The 17,991-nt window shown below is 39.7% G+C and carries 9 protein-coding genes; 1 reads left to right on the plus strand and 8 read right to left on the minus strand.

Annotated features, from left to right (window positions below; genetic code table 11):
- Positions 1-153 precede the first annotated feature (153 nt).
- A complete protein-coding gene (locus tag HC965_RS23675; RefSeq protein WP_191033792.1) occupies positions 154-2,709 on the plus strand; it encodes a DUF5686 and carboxypeptidase-like regulatory domain-containing protein in 2,556 nt (851 codons plus the stop codon).
- Positions 2,710-2,806: 97 nt separating this feature from the next.
- Here HC965_RS23675 and HC965_RS23680 read toward each other — a convergent pair whose 3' ends face one another.
- The 8 genes from HC965_RS23680 to HC965_RS23715 form a co-directional block, all read right to left on the minus strand.
- Positions 2,807-3,352 carry a hypothetical protein gene (locus HC965_RS23680; protein ID WP_191033793.1) on the minus strand — a complete coding sequence of 182 codons (546 nt, stop codon included), beginning with the start codon at positions 3,350-3,352 and terminating at the stop codon, positions 2,807-2,809.
- Between the two features lie 283 nt (positions 3,353-3,635).
- Positions 3,636-5,771, minus strand: a complete 2,136-nt coding sequence (locus HC965_RS23685; RefSeq protein ID WP_191033794.1) for a GAF domain-containing hybrid sensor histidine kinase/response regulator — start codon at positions 5,769-5,771, stop codon at positions 3,636-3,638.
- Positions 5,772-5,972: 201 nt separating this feature from the next.
- Entirely contained in the window at positions 5,973-7,397 is a 1,425-nt protein-coding gene (locus HC965_RS23690; protein ID WP_191033795.1) for a sulfatase, read from the minus strand.
- An 8-nt stretch (positions 7,398-7,405) separates the two neighbouring features.
- A complete protein-coding gene (locus tag HC965_RS23695; RefSeq protein ID WP_191033796.1) occupies positions 7,406-8,800 on the minus strand; it encodes an arylsulfatase in 1,395 nt (464 codons plus the stop codon).
- 5 nt (positions 8,801-8,805) lie between these two features.
- A complete protein-coding gene (locus tag HC965_RS23700) occupies positions 8,806-11,982 on the minus strand; it encodes a glycoside hydrolase family 2 TIM barrel-domain containing protein (RefSeq protein WP_223855000.1) in 3,177 nt (1,058 codons plus the stop codon).
- Positions 11,983-12,183: 201 nt separating this feature from the next.
- Positions 12,184-13,071, minus strand: coding sequence for a BT_3987 domain-containing protein (locus tag HC965_RS23705; RefSeq protein WP_191033797.1), 888 nt, complete (start codon positions 13,069-13,071; stop codon positions 12,184-12,186).
- 21 nt (positions 13,072-13,092) lie between these two features.
- Entirely contained in the window at positions 13,093-14,889 is a 1,797-nt protein-coding gene (locus tag HC965_RS23710) for a RagB/SusD family nutrient uptake outer membrane protein (RefSeq protein WP_191033798.1), read from the minus strand.
- A gap of 21 nt (positions 14,890-14,910) precedes the next feature.
- Complete coding sequence (locus tag HC965_RS23715) at positions 14,911-17,982, minus strand: SusC/RagA family TonB-linked outer membrane protein (protein ID WP_191033799.1); 3,072 nt, start codon at positions 17,980-17,982, stop codon at positions 14,911-14,913.
- Between the last annotated feature and the right edge of the window lie 9 nt (positions 17,983-17,991).

A 17,991-nucleotide genomic window follows, 5' to 3' on the forward strand; every position in this document is an offset into this window, starting at 1 on the left:
TCTCATTCTCCGTTTTAAAGAAAGAAAGCGCTATCCGGTTATTTTCATCGGTTCGCGAGGGTAATTAATGGTAGACAAGGGCGATTAATGACAGGTAAGCCCGATTAGTATCAGGAATGGCAGAACAGGTTTCTGCGTCAATAGGAGATTATCATGGGAAAGAAGATTGTTTTTTTGTTAGCAGCCTTATTCTTTGTATGGGTTGCGAACGGGCAGAATACGACCATAAAAGGGGTTGTAACTGATTCGATTACGGGAGAAAGACTGTCCTATGTTTCCCTCAAACTGAAAGGAACAACCATAGGGGCGGCTTCGGATGAGAATGGACTTTTTTCATTCTCCAGTCCTACTGCGGACAGAGTTTTGGAGGTTTCTTATTTAGGGTATGACAGGAAAGAAATAACCATCACTCCGGGCGTAACCAATAATCTCAAAATTCAATTGGCTCCCAACGGAATTACATTGAATGAGGTTACCATCAAACCGCAAAAGGAGAAATACAGTAAGAAGGAGAATCCTGCCGTTACATTTGTGAAGCAGGTGATTGCTTTACGGGAGAATAATGCTCCGCACAATCACGATTATTTCCGGTATGACCGATACGAGAAAATGGTCTTTGCCATGAATGAGTATGAGCCGAAGCCTAAAAAGAACGGTAAGGCAGGCAAGTTCGATTTCCTGGTCGAGTTTGTTGATACGCTCGATGCGGGTACGACTATTCTTCCTATTTCGGAAAAGGAAAGAGTGGAGACGGTTCATTATCGGAAAAGTCCGAAGTCGGAGAAACGTGTCGTGAAAGGGAATAAGTCGTCCGGTGTGGATGAGATATTCTCACGAGACGGTGTGCAGCAGGTTTTGCATGAGGTCTTTCGGGAGGTGGATATTTTCAAGAATGATATACCGTTATTCCTGCAACGGTTTGTCAGTCCGCTTTCTACCATCGGCCCTAATTATTATAAATATTATCTGCTCGATACGCTGAGTGTAAACGGGCAGCAGTGTGTGGACTTGGGATTTGTTCCTTTCAATTCGGAAACCTTCGGTTTTACCGGACATTTGTATGTCACGCTCGATTCTACTTATTTTGTTCAAAAGGCTGTTCTCAATGTTCCCAAAGATATTAACTTGAACTTTGTTTCGAGGATGACCGTCGAGCAGACGTTTGAACGGGCGGCGGATAGTACGCGTATTATTACGAAAGATGATATTAGTGTCAATTTCAAGTTAAGTGAGAAAACGAAGGGGATGTATGCCCGACGTCTGAATATTTACAGTAACCAGTCATTTGAAGAGCCGGATACGGAACAGGCATTAATATTTAAGGAGAGTGCGCCTGTCATCACATTGAAAGAGGCTTATAGACAGCCGGATGACTTTTGGGTAGATAACCGGCCGGAAGAAGGGAACAAGAGGAATCCGAATTCGGTGAAGAAGTTAATGACGAAGTTGCGCTCCGTTCCCGTCTTTTATGTAACGGAGAAGGTGGTGACTACGCTTGTTTCAGGCTATATTCCTACGAATAAGGAACCACTGAAAAATAAGTTTGAGTTTGGCCCGATGAATTCTACTATTAGCGGTAGTGCTATTGAAGGTGCCCGCTTCCGGGTGGGAGGAACGACGACGCCCGCACTCCACAAGAATTTATTCTTCGACGGGTATGTGGCGTATGGTACGAGAGACGAAAAGCTGAAATATGATGCTCTCATCGAATATTCGTTCAATGACCGTAAGGAGTATCGCAAGGAGTTCCCGTTAAACTCAATTCGTTTTGAGTATATGTATGATATTAATAAGTTGGGGCAGCAGTATATGTACACGAGCAAAGATAATATCCTCTTGTCGATAAGACGCCAAAAGGATACAAGAGCTACGTATCTGCGAAAAGCTGAACTTACTTATTCATATGAACAATACAACGGACTGGGGTATAATGCGATTCTCCGCAACCGTCGCGAATATGCTACGGAATATGCAGCTTTCAACCGTATCAATGCGGACGGAACAATCAGCCATCCCGGGCATTATGATATGACGGAATTAGAATTTAAATTTCGCTATGGCAAGAATGAAAAGTTTTATCAAACACGCAATACCCGTGTCCCGATTACTTTTGATGCTTTAATCTTCAACTTCAGTCATGTGATGGCAAAGAAAGGTTTATTAGGTTCGTCCTACGATTATCACCGTACGGATATCGGTATTCAAAAACGTTTTTGGTTTTCTGCCTTCGGATATATAGACATCATTACCAAAGCTGGAAAAGTGTGGAACAAAGTTCCGTATCCATTATTAATCCTGCCAAACGCGAACCTGTCTTATACCATCCAGCCGGAAGCCTATACGAACATGAACGCAATGGAATTTATCAGCGACGAATATGCATCCTGGGACTTGACATACTACATGAACGGAAATCTCCTGAACCGTCTGCCGCTTATCAAAAAGCTGAAAGCAAGAGAAGTTTTTTGCTTCCGTGGGTTGTGGGGGCATTTGACGGATAAGAATAATCCCATGAATGGTGGAAAAGGATTGTATCTTTTCCCGGAAGGTTCTTATACGTTAGGAAAGGTTCCGTACATGGAAGCAAGCGTCGGCATTGAGAATATATTCAAGTTCCTTCGTGTCGATTATGTTTGGCGTTTGAATTATCGCAATCATCCGGGGATTCAGACAAAGGGAATACGGTGTACGATGCGATTATCGTTTTGATAGCTATTAAACGACAAGCAGCAGACAAATCTAATTGCCTGCTGCTATTTTCTTTCGTTTTCAATACCCACCAACTATGGGAGGAATTTCACTTTTTTCAATACGTAACAGTACACGGTTTACCTGTCGACGGATATGTCAAATCAAAGTTAACCCGGATAGTATGTATCTCATTGACTTCCTCCGGAGCTATACGGATATTCTCAACTACGTAGCAATCAAAACTTTCGCATATTTTATCCAACTCTATATGATGGCTGCCGTGCTTACCGATCCCATAAGAATCAATTAAAATCAATTGAGGAGACTTTTCTAAAATCGACAGAAGCGACTCTTGCTGTATAGATGTATCTGTTTCGTCGAAATACGCCTTACTTCCGTATTCATTCCGATACAGATTTCCGGTATAGAGTATCAGTGCTTTATCATCAAGTGCCGGCAATGCAGATACCATCTCAACATCCGGCATCCCCTGCCGACAGTCAAGGATATAGACAGGAAGATGGAATTCTTCCTGTTGGGGAGTCGAGGTATAACAATCAATGTGAGTTCCAAAATGCCCTCTGGATCCAATCTTGTCAGCTTGCTTTTCGAGCCATGAATATGCAGGATGGCTCTTATCCAGTTCAATATGTAAATTCATAATCGTTTATTTATAAATGTATATTATATTACTAATCACAAAAAGGTGATTTACACATCTACCAAAAAGCCGGATTATACACTTTGATTATTCTTTTCATACACTCACTTATTTACATTCACTCATTATTCGCTACAAAGATACTATTTTTGAAGCCAAACGCAAAGTAAATATAAAGTAAATATAAGGTAGCAATATCAGATTCTCTTTTCTTCAGAGATTCATTCTTTCTTTAGAGATTCATTCAAATTTGTTTTTTGTTACAGAAGCAGGAAATTCCAATTTATTTCGCTGTCCATTTGCTAACTACTCTACGTAGCTCAGGCGGCGAGACCGGTTTAGTCAGAAAATCATTGCAACCTGCATTGAAAGCCAGTGATTTATCATTAGCATAGGCAAAGGCCGTAAGTGCGACAATGGGAACTTGAGTTCCGGTTTTTCTTAACAAGATGGTCGTTTCTATTCCGCCCATACCCGGCATTTTCATATCCATAAGTATGAGGTCAGGAGTTTGGGCGTTGAAAAGTTCTATGGCTTCGCTACCATCGTGTGCTCTCAATAAGCGATAATCCTTTTTCAGTAACGCTTCAATCAGCAGGTAGTTGCTGTCTATATCCTCGGCTACCAGAATCAGAGGTTTATAGTTTCTTGGGGTAGTCTTTGGGATTGGAAGCTGTTCGTTTTCCGCTACTATTTCCAAGACAGATTGGGTATCGGATAGATATGGGTGTGTGAACCAAAAACAGGAACCTTCTCCTTCACGGGATTCAACTCCAATTCTTCCGCCCATCCGTTCGACCAAACTTTGACATATTGAAAGCCCAAGACCGGCGCCTTGCGCGAATGAGTCGAGTTTCACAAAACGATTAAAGATTTCATCTCGCTGTTCGGCAGGAATGCCTTTCCCCGTATCCGTTACACAGAAACGTAACTGACCGTTATTCTCTAAAGTATAGGAAAGAGTAATCGAGCCTTTTGTAGTAAATTTCAAAGCATTGGTCATGAAATTAGAAAGTACCTGCACGATTCTATTTTTATCGGCATCCATCACTATCTGCGGTGAACTTTCATCAAAACGGAGTTCTACTGCTTCATCATGTTTTTTGTGCGAGAAGGTAGCTATCACTTCTCTGCAAAGTTGATGTAAATCCACACTTGATATAGTGAGTTCTATTGTACCCGCCTCTATTTTAGAAATATCCAGAATGTCAGAAATAAGGTTGAGCAACAGTTCATTATTCTCTTGTACCAGTGGCATATATGATTGACGCAGCTCCGCCTCATCAGTTTCGGCAAGCAGGCTGGAAAAGCCTACAATGGCATTCAGGGGAGTACGTATTTCATGACTCATATTAGCGAGAAATGCCGATTTGAGCCTGTCTGCTTCTTCGGCTTTTTCTTTAGACTGAATCAATTCCAGCTCTACGTGTTTGCGGGTAGTGATGTCGGTGGCAAGTTCCATGATTGCCCATCGTCCGTCGAGCCACTTTATAGCCATACTTTGGATGGTGTACCAACGTTCGGTATTAGGATTATAGTCTTCCCAAAAATGAACGCCTGTAATCTTGCGATTAGCATCGAGCAACTGCGGCTTCGGACAATGCGCACACTCACAATTCAACCCCGCATTCAACATTTTCCAGCATTTCGCCCTTTCCGGAACCATTCCAGCTTCTTCTCTGAAAGGTTTATTTGCGAAAAGTACTTCCAGCGAATCATAATCGCTAACAAAGACATTAGCATTAATATTGTCCAGTACCTTTTGCATAGTTCGTTGCGACTGTTGCAAAGATACTTCAACCTGCCAGCGTTTCGTAGCAGTAGATACAATTTGTGATATTTGGCTCATGAGTTCTACGTCTTTCTCATCCCATTGCTTATTCCAGCAAAAGTTAAACGAAAGGAAACCGAAATGTACCCCCAACTGAGATAGGGGAAACACTGCAATGGCCTTTACCCCTTGCACTTCGAGCATTTGAGTAATAAAAGGGTCGAGCGAATAAATATCGGATGTACAAATGATGTTGTTATCTTCGAACATATCAAACCAGGGTTTTCCCGCTTCAATAGTCATACTGCGCAAGTAATCTATCGCAGGCTCAATGCCATCATTACACCATTCGTAGGTACATCCGTATGTAACTCCATCCAAATGGTTTTCCCATGTCGCCAAACGGTCAACACCAGTATAACGGCCGATTTCGGCAAGTGCCATATTCATGGCTGTGGGTATATCGGGTTCCAATTGGAGTATTTGCAGTACCTTGATGAACAATGCCTGTCGCCGGTTAGTCGCTTCGAGATTTTCCTGAATAGCAATCAGGTCTTTAGATTTTTCTTCGACCATCTGTTCGAGCCGGGTACGGTACTGCTCCAGTTCCATATCGGTTCCTTTTTGCTCGGAATCGGTAGTTTTCATAATAAATTTAGAAGTGGTGATAATGAATAAAATAGTAATTTCAGACTCTGACAATACATTCTCTATATTCTGCAAATATAGAGATTAATTTTAGATTCCAAAATATTTCTTCTTAAAACAGAGTATTATCGCAAATACCTGTACACAAAGAGTGTATGTATTGCATTATTCATCTCCTAAAAAATCTCACTTTCCTATCCATCAGTCTATCCCTGCATATTTTCCCGTTTTCCTTTCTCTTTTTACATCCCAATCCATATTCTTAGACGGCAACTGCGCTCCAACCGTTTCTATCCATTTTTGGAGAAGATTATTGAGTTCATCCACCTTTTCAGGGTATTTATCCTTCAGATTCTTTTTTTCTCCAATATCCTCTTTCAGGTTATATAGCTCATATGTATCCGATTCGTATTGCTTAATCAGCTTCCAGTTGCCCAAACGAATTGCCGAGTAAGGTCGTGCTCCCCCATTATGATAATGAGGATAATGCCAAAAAATAGGGCGTTCCTTTTCTTTTGTCCCTTTTATAACAGGCCATAACGAAACTCCGTCAACCGTTTTATCATATGATTTCACTTTAGCAACATCCAAAATCGTACTAAACAAATCCATAGTGATAGCAGGAGTACTTATTTTCTTATTCACAGGTGTTTTACCTGTCCAATTCATAATCAACGGCACACGTATTCCACCTTCATACTCAGCCCCTTTCCCTTTTCGCAAAGGATAACTTCTTGATATTTTATGCACAGCCCCATTATCACTTGTCACAATAATCAGTGTATTCTCAAGTATTCCTTTTTGTTTTAAAGCATATAATATACGGTTCAAACTTTCATCCACACTCTGAATCATTGCCGCATATGTAGCATTGTTGTGAAAATAAGAACTATCTACCAAAGCTTCATATTTTCTCTCTAATTCGGGTTTAGCCCCCAGCGGAGTATGTACTGCATAATGTGCCATATTCAGATAAAAGGGGCTTTCACCTTGCTTTTCAATTAAACGAACAGCTTCATCTGTCAACCTGTCGGTGAGATACTCTCCCTCTTCTCCATTATTTAACCGTGGCAAGCAATAGGGAGAAAAATAGCCATTACACCCTTGTTTGTTTTTGATGGGAGCTCCTTTATAATTCCCACCAATATTCACGTCGAACCCCTGGTTCTCAGGCCAATATTTTTCATCATCACCTAAATGCCATTTACCCACATGCCATGTTTGATAACCAACTTCTTTCAAGTATTCTGCTACCGTTTTCTCCTCTAAAGGAAGATATTTTGTCCAGTCCGGAATTCGCAATTTAGCCCAAGGATAATTCCAACCGGCAATCCAGTCCGTAAGATGGAGACGTGCAGGATATTTGCCGGTCATTAAAGCTGCTCTGGTAGGAGAACTTACTGTACAAGCGGCATATCCGTCCGTAAATAAGACTCCGGTATGCGCCAAACTATCTATAGTGGGTGTTTGATAAAACTTGCTCCCATAACATCCGAAATCATTCCATCCCAAATCGTCTATCAAAAACATTACAATATTAGGTGGTTGTTCACATTTCTCTTTTGCCAACAATGAAATTGCCGGCAAAAGAGCTAAAGTTGTCAAAGGAATAATCCTAGTCTTCATTACGTTATTTATTTTGAGTTTTCCCATTTAAAATGCTGACTTTCTGTACGAGCCTTCATCGCCAGTTCGCGCAGCATACCCGCTTTGCCAGGATATTGATTAATCAGATCCTTCTCTTCTCCAATATCATCCGGCAGATAATAAAGTTCTTCTTTCAATTTTTCCGGTTTGGACATATTCAGGCGAATCAACTTCCAACCATCTTTTAAAATAGATTGCTTTCCTCCCTGCTCATAAAATTCATAATAAATATAATCATGGTTACGGGGCTCCTTACCTTTGCCTGTCAGCAAAGATAAATAAGAGATGCCATCAACTTCCTTCACAGGCTTTGCTCCTACAATTTCGGCTACTGTAGGAAGAAAGTCCCAAAAGGTAGTGATATGGTCCGTTGTCCTTTTCTTCTTTATCACATTCGGCCAGTTTACTATAAAAGGAGCACGGACTCCACCCTCATATAAATCTCTTTTATACCCACGATATGGACCATTACTATCGAAAAAGTCCGGTTCATGTCCACCTACACAATGTACGCCATTATCTGAAGAAAAAATAAAGATAGTGTTCTCCCAAACACCCTTATCCTTTAGCAACTGAATAATTTGCCCCACATTTTTATCAATCTCACTCACCATAGAAGCATATGCAGCCTTAGGTTTCATCTGTGTCTTAAAGCCTTTCTTCTTGTTATTTATATAAGGAGTTTCAGGAAAAGCATCTTCATACTGACTTAAATCCGGATAGTCCAAATCAGCATGAGGAGGAGTGATGGCAAAGTAGGCAAAAAAAGGCTGATCAGCATTTTTCTTTATAAAATCAAGTCCTTTTTCCATAATCAGGAAATGACTATAGACTTCTCCATTCAACATTACCTTTTTCTCATTTTCGTAAAGATACTCCGGATAATAACGATGAGCTGCTCCCTGACTTAAATATCCAAAGAAGTAATCAAAGCCCTTATTTATTGGACTCCCTGAAGTTTCGGGACCGCCTAATCCCCATTTTCCTACACACATCGTAGCATATCCCTGTGCCTTGAGTATTTCAGCTACTGTTATTTCCTCCTGCGGCAAATGCAGGTCAAAAAATCCATTTTCTGACTTCACACCCTTATTTCCACGTATATAGCCATGCCCCGTATGTTTACCTGTCAACAAGCTGCAACGTGAAGGAGCACTTACTGTAGAACCACTGTAATGATTAGTGAATAATAATCCTCCCTCGGCTAACTGGTCAATGTTGGGTGTTTTAATTTTTCTCTGACCATAACAACCCAAATCGCCAATCCCCATATCATCTGCCAACACAAAAACAATATTAGGTGCCTTATCCTTTACTTGTCCTAAAGTCTCTACGGAAGCAGAGACTAGAATAGCTCCCATTAATAACGCTGATTTTTTCATCACACTTATTCTTTAAACAATTGAATTACATAACCATACCGATAATCTCTTAATAGTATCCGGTAATCTACGTGTACCGGATTACCCCAAGAATTGTCTCCACCGACTCCCATCTGACCAAAATCTATATTCAGAAAAACGTCCTTCTCCTGCTTCAAATCTATAGTATTCCGGATAGACTTTCCATTAATCTCATAATTTTCTTTAGGTGCATATTGGGCATTAAAACAAATCAATGGCAATCCTGTCACTTTCATCCTATTTCCTCCGGTTGACGACAATATCAGTTCACGAACGTCTGTTCTATATCCATTTTCTTGTGGACGTACATACGAATATGCTAATTCTTTCACCGGCATCCGATAGCGCCCCACCAAGGCAGATGTTTTACGATCTGCATAATTTTCCCATGGTCCTCTTCCATACCATGCAGCCATCTCCAATTCACCATTCAACTTAAACAGTTGACCTATACGAGGTACCGACATCTCTCTTTCCGCATGATAATAAACAGGAAGAAATTCATTTTCCACTTTTATTGTCGCATTCGGATAAATAGTATAATTCGTATTAAACCAAACTTCAGATAAATCCGGTGTTTGATCTTCCGGATCTACATTTACCAACATTTTAAACGATAGTTTCACTGACTTTACAATCTCCCTTTTATCCTCTTTCTGCTTTTCATAAGATACATAAAAGGTATCCAAAGAACATCTTTGATGTGCATTTTTCCAATACTTGCCATCTTTAAACCAACCGTCATTATCTGTTTTCACCCGCCAAAAGTCTGGGCGAACAGGCGTATCCAAATAAGTAAATCCATTTAGGATTAAACCTGATAAAGCTCCTGAGCGTTTATCAAAAACAGAACTGAAGTTTTCATTTCCAATCATTATTTTCTCTTCTGTCTCATTTACAATCAGGCTGCCACTCAAAGAAGAAGGTTGATAATCAAACATTCCGGATTCCTGAATTTGAAGCTGGTCATAAGCTACACAATAATCTTTCGGAAGCATTCCTTCCATTCTTAATGTTTTAAATTCAAAAATAATGAAATATTCTTTGTCAACGTCCATTCTTGTTTGAAAAGGAACCTGAAACCTCATCGAACCAAGCGGAGTCAGTCTCAATTTAAGCTCACCCTCCTCTATCTTCACCCCATTTTCTTCCAATCTCCAACATTGCCGATAATGAGATGCATCTGTAAAACTTAGATTGTTAACCAATTCAAATTCATTCTTCATACCAGGGATAGCTTTTACCCTGAGTCCCTGCATCACTTTCTTCGCTTCATGGGCATGAGGATTCAGCTCCCGGTCTGCATTAATCAGACCATTCAAACAGAAAGCTTTATCATTACGTTCGTTTTGTAAACCGAAAGCTCCTCCATAATCAAGAAAACGAGTACCATCACGAAAATCTTCCATTCCCTGGTCTACCCAGTCCCAAATAAAACCTCCTTGCAACATTGGATATTTTTCAAATAAATCCCAATAGTCCTGGAAATTTCCCAAGCTATTCCCCATAGCATGGGCATATTCACATAGAATCAAAGGACGGTAAACGTCAGTAGAAAGTGCATAGTTACGAATTTTATCCATACGCATATACATAGGACAATATATATCAGTATGTGCCTGTGTCCCCGCCTGCTCAAACTGAACCAAACGGGTGGAATCCGTTCCTTTCAATTTATGATAACCATTTTGAAATATTATCCCATCACCACACTCATTACCCAATGACCAAATAATGACGGAAGGATGATTTTTATCTCGTTTGAACATCCGAAAGATTCGATCATGATGTATCTTTTCCCATGATGGATCATCAGCTATATGTTTTTTTAAATCATAAGGAGCCTGTAATGCTGCTCCCAAACCATGCGACTCAATATTGGCTTCATCACAAATATAGAGCCCGTAGCGGTCACACAGTTCATACAGATATGGATCTGCCGGATAATGACAGGTTCGAATAGCATTAATATTCAATTTCTTCATTAGTTCTATATCCTTTTCTACCGTCTCACGAGGTACATAATGCCCATACTTCGGGTGATGTTCGTGACGGTTTACTCCGCGTACATATATCGGACGACCATTTACCATCAATTGAGCATTTTTTAACTCCACTGTACGAAACCCAACCTTAGAAGATACATAATTCAATTGCTGGTCACTGTCACCCGAAGAAATCAATAATGTATACAAATACGGAGTTTCTGCCGTCCATGCTTTAACACCCGGTAAAGTGGCACTAAAGCATATTTTGGTTTCTTTCCCCTTGGCTATTTTCACCGATTCTGCCGCACTATACACAACGTCTCCATTTTCATTCATCAGTTGTACATTAACTTGTTGTTTGTCAGCCCTCAAATTTGTAGCCATTTTCACTTCCACATCCAATTTTCCATCTTTATATTCATTTTTCAATGAAGCTTTTGCCCAAAAATCTTTAATATATGCCTTAGGAGTAGCATATAACCATACATCTCGTTTGATTCCAGCCAAACGCCAGAAATCCTGACATTCAAGATAGGAACCTATTGAAAAACGGTACACTTCAACTGCCAGTACATTCTCTCCCTCATGCAGGTACGGAGTTATGTCAAACTCCGCTTGCATCTTCGAATCCTGAGAGTATCCGACCTTCTGCCCATTTATCCATACATAAAAAGCAGACTTCACCGCCCCAAAATGTAAGACGACACGCCTGTCTTTCCATTCCTGAGGCACTGTAAATACCCGTCTGAATGAGCCTACCGGATTCCAGTCATGGCGCACACGCGGAGGATAAGGATTCTTCAATGCAAATTCATAAGGATGATTCAAATAAATAGCTTTATCATAACCTTGTAATGGCCAGCTACTAGGAACTTGTATCTCATCCCAACCCGAAACATCGAAAGATGGTTTATAAAAATCAATTTTTCTCTCATCCGGGTTAGTCGCAAAAGAAAATTTCCATTTACCGTTCAAGGATATATTGTCAGGACAATTATAATATCCTCCATTTATAGCAGTCTCTTTTGTTGAATAATACCAAAAAGAAGCTCTGCTATCTTCTCGATTTATTCCTGTCACCTGATTATCTTCCCACTCTTTCAACATTTCCACCGCATGGATAGTCAAAGAAATAATACCTAATACGAATATTAGAAAGACTTTTTTCATCATACAATCCGTCTATATATAAATAATTTATGTTTTTCTTTTCTGAGGCAAAAATAGAACTCTATATGCACATTTGCCGGAGAAGAATTATGCAAAAAGGTAGAGCATTTATGCAAAAACAGGAATAGATATTTCTCTGCGGGCATATCTATTCCTGTTTATTACAAAGAAAGAATCACAGTATTATTTTTCCTGTTCAATCTATCACCATTCTTCATAATGCAGATCCTTCAAAGGATCTTGTCTGCGAACTAAAGTTTCTTCAACCTCATATTGTTTGGCATCCTTCTTAAAACGATACTTCAACGAGATTTCAAGCCGTTCTTTTGTATCATCATAAGTTCCACTTCCATCAGTGATCTCTATACTGCCGTCTAATGTTTCTACCGTTACTGTATGATTGGATTGCATTGTCATTTTTACATTTTCAGCACTAACAACCGAAAAATCCGCAACGCCTTCTCTCACCAATATGTTTTTAGATAAAGAATTTACAGCGCGAGTGATATTCTTTGATAGGTCTTTATTCTCATATTTCTTTGTTTCTACAACTTCACCCGATACACTCAACTCCTTTATTGTACCTTTCACATAGTAGGTGCCATGATAAGTGCTAATGTATTTTACAGCCACAATACTTGTTTCCTTCCCCTCCAGAATCTTATCGAGTGAGCTATCCGTCACTCTAAAAGGTAGTGCGTAGTGTACTTTAGTTGTTTTCTCATAATCTGCATAAAAATCATCAGTAAAACTAATCACAACATCTGCTACTGCCAAAGAGGTCTTAGAAACCTGAAATCTGTCAGGGTTTGATAATGTATAATATTTCTGAGGAAGAAGTGTCAGACCTGTCCCTTCCAACAAAGTAGGATCAATCTCGAATTCTGCCCAATCATCAGTGTTGACTTCACGTTTACCTCCAATAGCTACTCCTACCTTCATTGTCATGTCACGGTCGGCAATCACTGTACGCAAAGGATTTTGAGAAGCAAAATATGTTGTAGAAACATCATAATCTTTCACATAATCGTCATAGCAGGATGTCATCAGAAACAGACATAGTGCATAATACAAAATATTCATCTTTTTCATCGCTCTATAATTTATTTATTATTATTTCCAGCCTAAATTATTAATCAAATTTGGATTCTTCACACATTCATCATATGGAAGCGGTGAATAATAGTAACGAATATCATCAAACTGACGAGCTTCTATTTCCTTAGAAGTGTTGTATTGCAATACTCCATTCTGTTCGGTTACCGTAACACCTCTAACTGGCTCGTTCAATGGTAACAACCACCTGCGTATATCATAATAGCGATGATTCTCGAAAGCTAATTCCAGGCGTCTTTCATTTTGGATAAGTTCACGAAAAGATGCCTTATCAACTGCCATTTCATCCAAATATCGCGTATCTGTTATTCCTCCGGAGGTTTTACGTATAGTTTTAATGATCTCATACGCCGTATATTTACATATTCCATCCGGATCCTTACCTTTTGGTCCCCAAGCCTCATTAGCCGCTTCCGCATAATTTAAAAAGACTTCGGCTTTGCGCATAATAGGATAATAATGTTGGGAATTTGTCGATGTGACAGGGTCAAGCATCGCTTCTTTTTTGGACAAGAATTTCGCCAAATAGTATCCTGACCGGGAAGCGTAACAATCGAAAGACTGGGAATCCTTGCCACCATAGATTACATCAACAGGTAATCCTGCCTCTCCATATATAGCCCCATGATAATAGATATTCAAATAAAAACGATTATCACGTCCCTCATACGGATGTTGTACATCATAACCAGACTTTACCTCACCAGCACTAATCGGATAACCACTATTTTTCATTGGAAAAGCATCCACCAGATTCTGAGAAGGAACTGTGTTCGCCTTTCCCAAATAATAAGGGGTAAAGTGCCTGTTCTCCATCTCTTTAGTATTATGGAACGTCCGAAATAGAAATTCTGCCGGAGTTGCATTCCCTGCATCAGCCAAATCTGTAGATTTTAAGGCATAAAAGTTACCAAAGCCATCCATTTTTAATACCTCGTCTGCTATTTTTGCAGCTACTACCCACTTTTCTTCATACATAGAAGGATCTATTACGGAAAAACGGCCCATAGATTCTATCTGAGTACAAATATTGGGTTGGAATGCCGGACTGGCGGCATACAATGCCACCCTACTTTTTAAAGCAGCCGCAGTCAATTGGGTAGCTCTACCAATTTCCGTAGCCCCAACTACCGGGTCGGATCCTTCATATTTCAACGGTAAGCATTTCATCGCCTCGTCACAATCATTCATTATCTGATTTGCACATGCCTGATAAGTATCCCGTTTAAAAGACGTCAGTTGGGAAGCTTCTTCCTCCGTAATAAAATGTAGGGCAAGTGGATATCCTAAGGCCTGTCCGTTGTCGGTTTTACCACCATAATGTTGCAATAGCCTGAATCCCCAAAAGGCACGTAAAAAATAGGCTTCCCCTCTTAAACGTTTTTTATAAGCAGCATCCTTCTCCTCATCGACTTTATCATACTTAGTCTGATCAGTCAAACCATTCTCCAAAAAGCTATTGATATACTGTAATTGCTGATAACATGTAGACCAATTTCCCAAAGGATTGTCCGTTACGGAAAGCTTGCCTGATACTATTTTATACACAGATGAGCCCAACTGGCTTGTCAGTGCATTATCTGTAGCTGCATCCAGAAAGTTACCATCATAATTATCCGGACGTTTGGGAATGGCACTATAGGCATTGTTTAGAACACCTTGAGCTATATCAGACACACTCCAAATATATTTAGGTTCCCATTCATTGTTTGTCTTTTCGACAAATGTATCATCACACGCACTTAATGTACCCAACAATAAGGGAGTCATATATAATAATCTTACTAATTTCATAATATATACAAATTAAATTACTCAAAATGTTACCGTCAATCCACCAGTCAGAGTAGTGTATACCGGATAATTAGTCAATCCGGCATTCATCATCTCCGGATCTAAATCTTTCTCTTTTGATAAAACAAAAAGATTAGTTCCACGAGCAAAAATTCTGATCTTCTTAGTCAAGCTGTTTTCTTTCTTATTAACAATGGTGTAGCTTAACTCTACATTCTTCAAACGAAAGAAAGAGGCATTTTCCAACCAAAAACTAGAGTTGACAAAATTATTATCACCCTCTGTTACAGTCAACCGGGGATAGGAACCGTTCGGGTTGTTAACCGGATGATATCTGTCCATTACAACCTTTGAATATTTTTCCTCTCCCTTATTCCAGTAATAAGTATTATTCTTCCATGTGTCCACTCCCAGTTCGGCCGTTCCCAACACATAAAGTCCCCAGTTTTTATATTGCAAATTAACATCCACTCCCCAGGCGGTTCTGGGATGCGAATTACCAAGCATTTTTTTATCTCTGGAGTCTACCTTTCCATCATTATTCAAATCAGCATAAGCAATATCTCCTTCCTGATAATGTCCCAAGAATTGATTGGAACCCTGCAATGGAATATTCTTACCGAATAATCCCAAAGACTGATAACCAAACATTGCATCAGTGGGCTTGCCAACTGCCTTCGTATATTGATCCGGATATTGAGGTTCATTCCATTCTAATAGTTTATTTTTTGACCAGGTCATATTAACACCTACCTGATATGCTAAATTCTCACTCCTGTCACTCCATTGCACATATGCATCTATACCATTATTACGAATCTTACCAATGTTACCCAAACTTACAAAGTTGCCAACCATGCTAGCTTGCACTGCACTTTTACTACCTATAATATTATCTCTTGTCTCGTTAAAATAATTCAATTCCGCTTTTAAACGATTCTTCAAAAAGAATCCTTCAACACCAATATTCCACTCTGTGGAACGTTCCCATTTCAAATTCTTATTGCCGATACGAACAAAATCTGTGGTATATGCAGTCGTTTTATTCTGTTCTCCAAAAGCCGTAGTAGAACCATTTTTCCAAGCTGTTTTATAAAGTAAAAAATCAGTTCCCCGGTCATAACCTAAAATGCCAAAGCTCGCTTTTAATTTTAAAAAATTAATTGCCGCACAATGAGACAAAAAAGATTCATTAGAAAGAATCCAGCCGGCCCCCATTGCACCTGACAAGAAATACCGTTCACCCTTTTCGAAACGATTGCTTCCCATCAATGCCAAATCACCTTCGAGCACATAGCGATTATCAAACCCATAATTCAAACGAAGCGTAGTATTGGTATTTTTCACATCTTGTGATCCTCCTTTTACTTCATCCTGATAATAGTTATAAGCTAACAATGCAGAAATGTGATGCTTATCAAATTGATTAGTGTATCCCACATTTGCCCGCCATCCTAAAGTTCGACGAGTTTCTTCTCCCATTCGTGACTGATCATCCTGAAGCGTTAATTTTTTCATCTGAAGAAACTCAGGTGTCCCGTCTGTTATACCACGAACTGCATATGTAGGATAGACATTAGTTTGTCCTTGTTTGAAAAAGTTATAATTATCAAAGGTAACAAAGGCATTAGCAGTCAGTCCCTTCACCCATTTATCCAATGTAAAATCAAGTCCCACATTTGTCTGACTGGTAATATATCTCTCTGACAAAAACCCACCATACTCCATATCAGCCAATAAGTTGGACGGATGACGAAGACTTGCCCCGAAATAAGGAATACCCTTTTCATCCGGCTGTAAACCTAATGCATCTGAAGCTATAGTTAATGGATACTCATTAGGGCGAGTAGTAGATAAAGCTGTATAAACGTCCGCATTGCCCATGCTACTCCAACTTTTCATCTCCAAGCGTGCTGCCGCATCCGCCACCACACTCAAGTAGTCTGTCACTTGGATATCCAAGTTACCACGCACATTCAAACGATTCAAATCCGGACGATCGCCGACTTTCTCAAAGCCATTTCCTCCGATGTAATTGGCAATCAATGAGTATTTGACTTTATTACTCCCGCCATTCAGATCCACTACTGCTTTACGATACATACTCTGCTTTTGCAGAAAATAATCATAATAGTTTACGTTCGGATATAAAAGGTCGTTGACACCGGTACTGTTCTTATAACCATTCAACTGCTCCGGAGTATAAAAATCAGGCAAACCGTCGTTTTGTCTCGCCTCATTATATAAAGTTGTATAATTATAAGAATCTAAAAATTCAGGTGTTCGGGTAGTAAGCATTACGCCAGCCTCAACTGATGCACGTATCACTCGTTTATTCGCTTCTCCTCTACGAGTTGTCACTACCAAAACTCCATTGGCAGCACGTGCACCATATAAAATTTTAGCAGTAGCATCTTTCATAACATCAATAGTCTCTATTTCCTCCGGAATTATATCCTCCATACTACGTTCGATTCCATCTACTATTACAATAGCTTGGTTATTATCTTTCCTATGCAGACCTCTCACAAACAAACTGGAGCTATTCAGCGCAAATGCACCGGAATTAGAACGAACAACCAACCCCGGTACTCGTCCTTGCAACGTATTCGATAAAGAAAATTCTGGAAATGAGCTTAACTCTTCCCCGGTTATGGAACTAATAGCTCCTACCAGATCCTTCTGATTCGTTGTTCCACCATCAGGACGATTCAAAACATACTTTCCTGATGATAACATTTCTGTTTTCTTCAATTTCAATACTTTGGGAAATTGTTCTTTAGACAGATCTACAATCACATCTTCATATCCCAATGCTTCGATAAGCACCACTCCATTCGCCTTTGTCTGAATGGATACTTTACCCTCCTTATCTGAATAATGAGTGATGGCCCCTTCTCCGGCGATAACCTCCGCATCTTTTATCGGATGCCCTTTTTCATCAACAATTTTAGTGCTGACGTTTACAATCAAAGCCGCCTTAGTGGTTTTAGGTCTTTTCTGATTTTTTTTATTTTGTGCATTACAAGGCGAATTAACACAAAAACCTAAAGCCAATATTAAACTACTCGTATATAGTATATATTTATTCATTGCTTTATA

It is taken from the genome of Bacteroides sp. GM023 (assembly GCF_014750685.1).
Lineage (GTDB): Bacteria > Bacteroidota > Bacteroidia > Bacteroidales > Bacteroidaceae > Bacteroides.

Bases quoted from the DNA above. Each gene is read 5' to 3' on its own strand.
- HC965_RS23695 (WP_191033796.1), bottom strand. From the start codon at position 8,800: ATGAAAAAATCAGCGTTATTAATGGGAGCTATTCTAGTCTCTGCTTCC.
- HC965_RS23700 (WP_223855000.1), bottom strand. From the start codon at position 11,982: ATGATGAAAAAAGTCTTTCTAATATTCGTATTAGGTATTATTTCTTTG.
- HC965_RS23710 (WP_191033798.1), bottom strand. From the start codon at position 14,889: ATGAAATTAGTAAGATTATTATATATGACTCCCTTATTGTTGGGTACA.
- HC965_RS23680 (WP_191033793.1), bottom strand. From the start codon at position 3,352: ATGAATTTACATATTGAACTGGATAAGAGCCATCCTGCATATTCATGG.
- HC965_RS23715 (WP_191033799.1), bottom strand. From the start codon at position 17,982: ATGAATAAATATATACTATATACGAGTAGTTTAATATTGGCTTTAGGT.
- HC965_RS23705 (WP_191033797.1), bottom strand. From the start codon at position 13,071: ATGAAAAAGATGAATATTTTGTATTATGCACTATGTCTGTTTCTGATG.
- HC965_RS23685 (WP_191033794.1), bottom strand. From the start codon at position 5,771: ATGAAAACTACCGATTCCGAGCAAAAAGGAACCGATATGGAACTGGAG.
- HC965_RS23675 (WP_191033792.1), top strand. From the start codon at position 154: ATGGGAAAGAAGATTGTTTTTTTGTTAGCAGCCTTATTCTTTGTATGG.
- HC965_RS23690 (WP_191033795.1), bottom strand. From the start codon at position 7,397: ATGAAGACTAGGATTATTCCTTTGACAACTTTAGCTCTTTTGCCGGCA.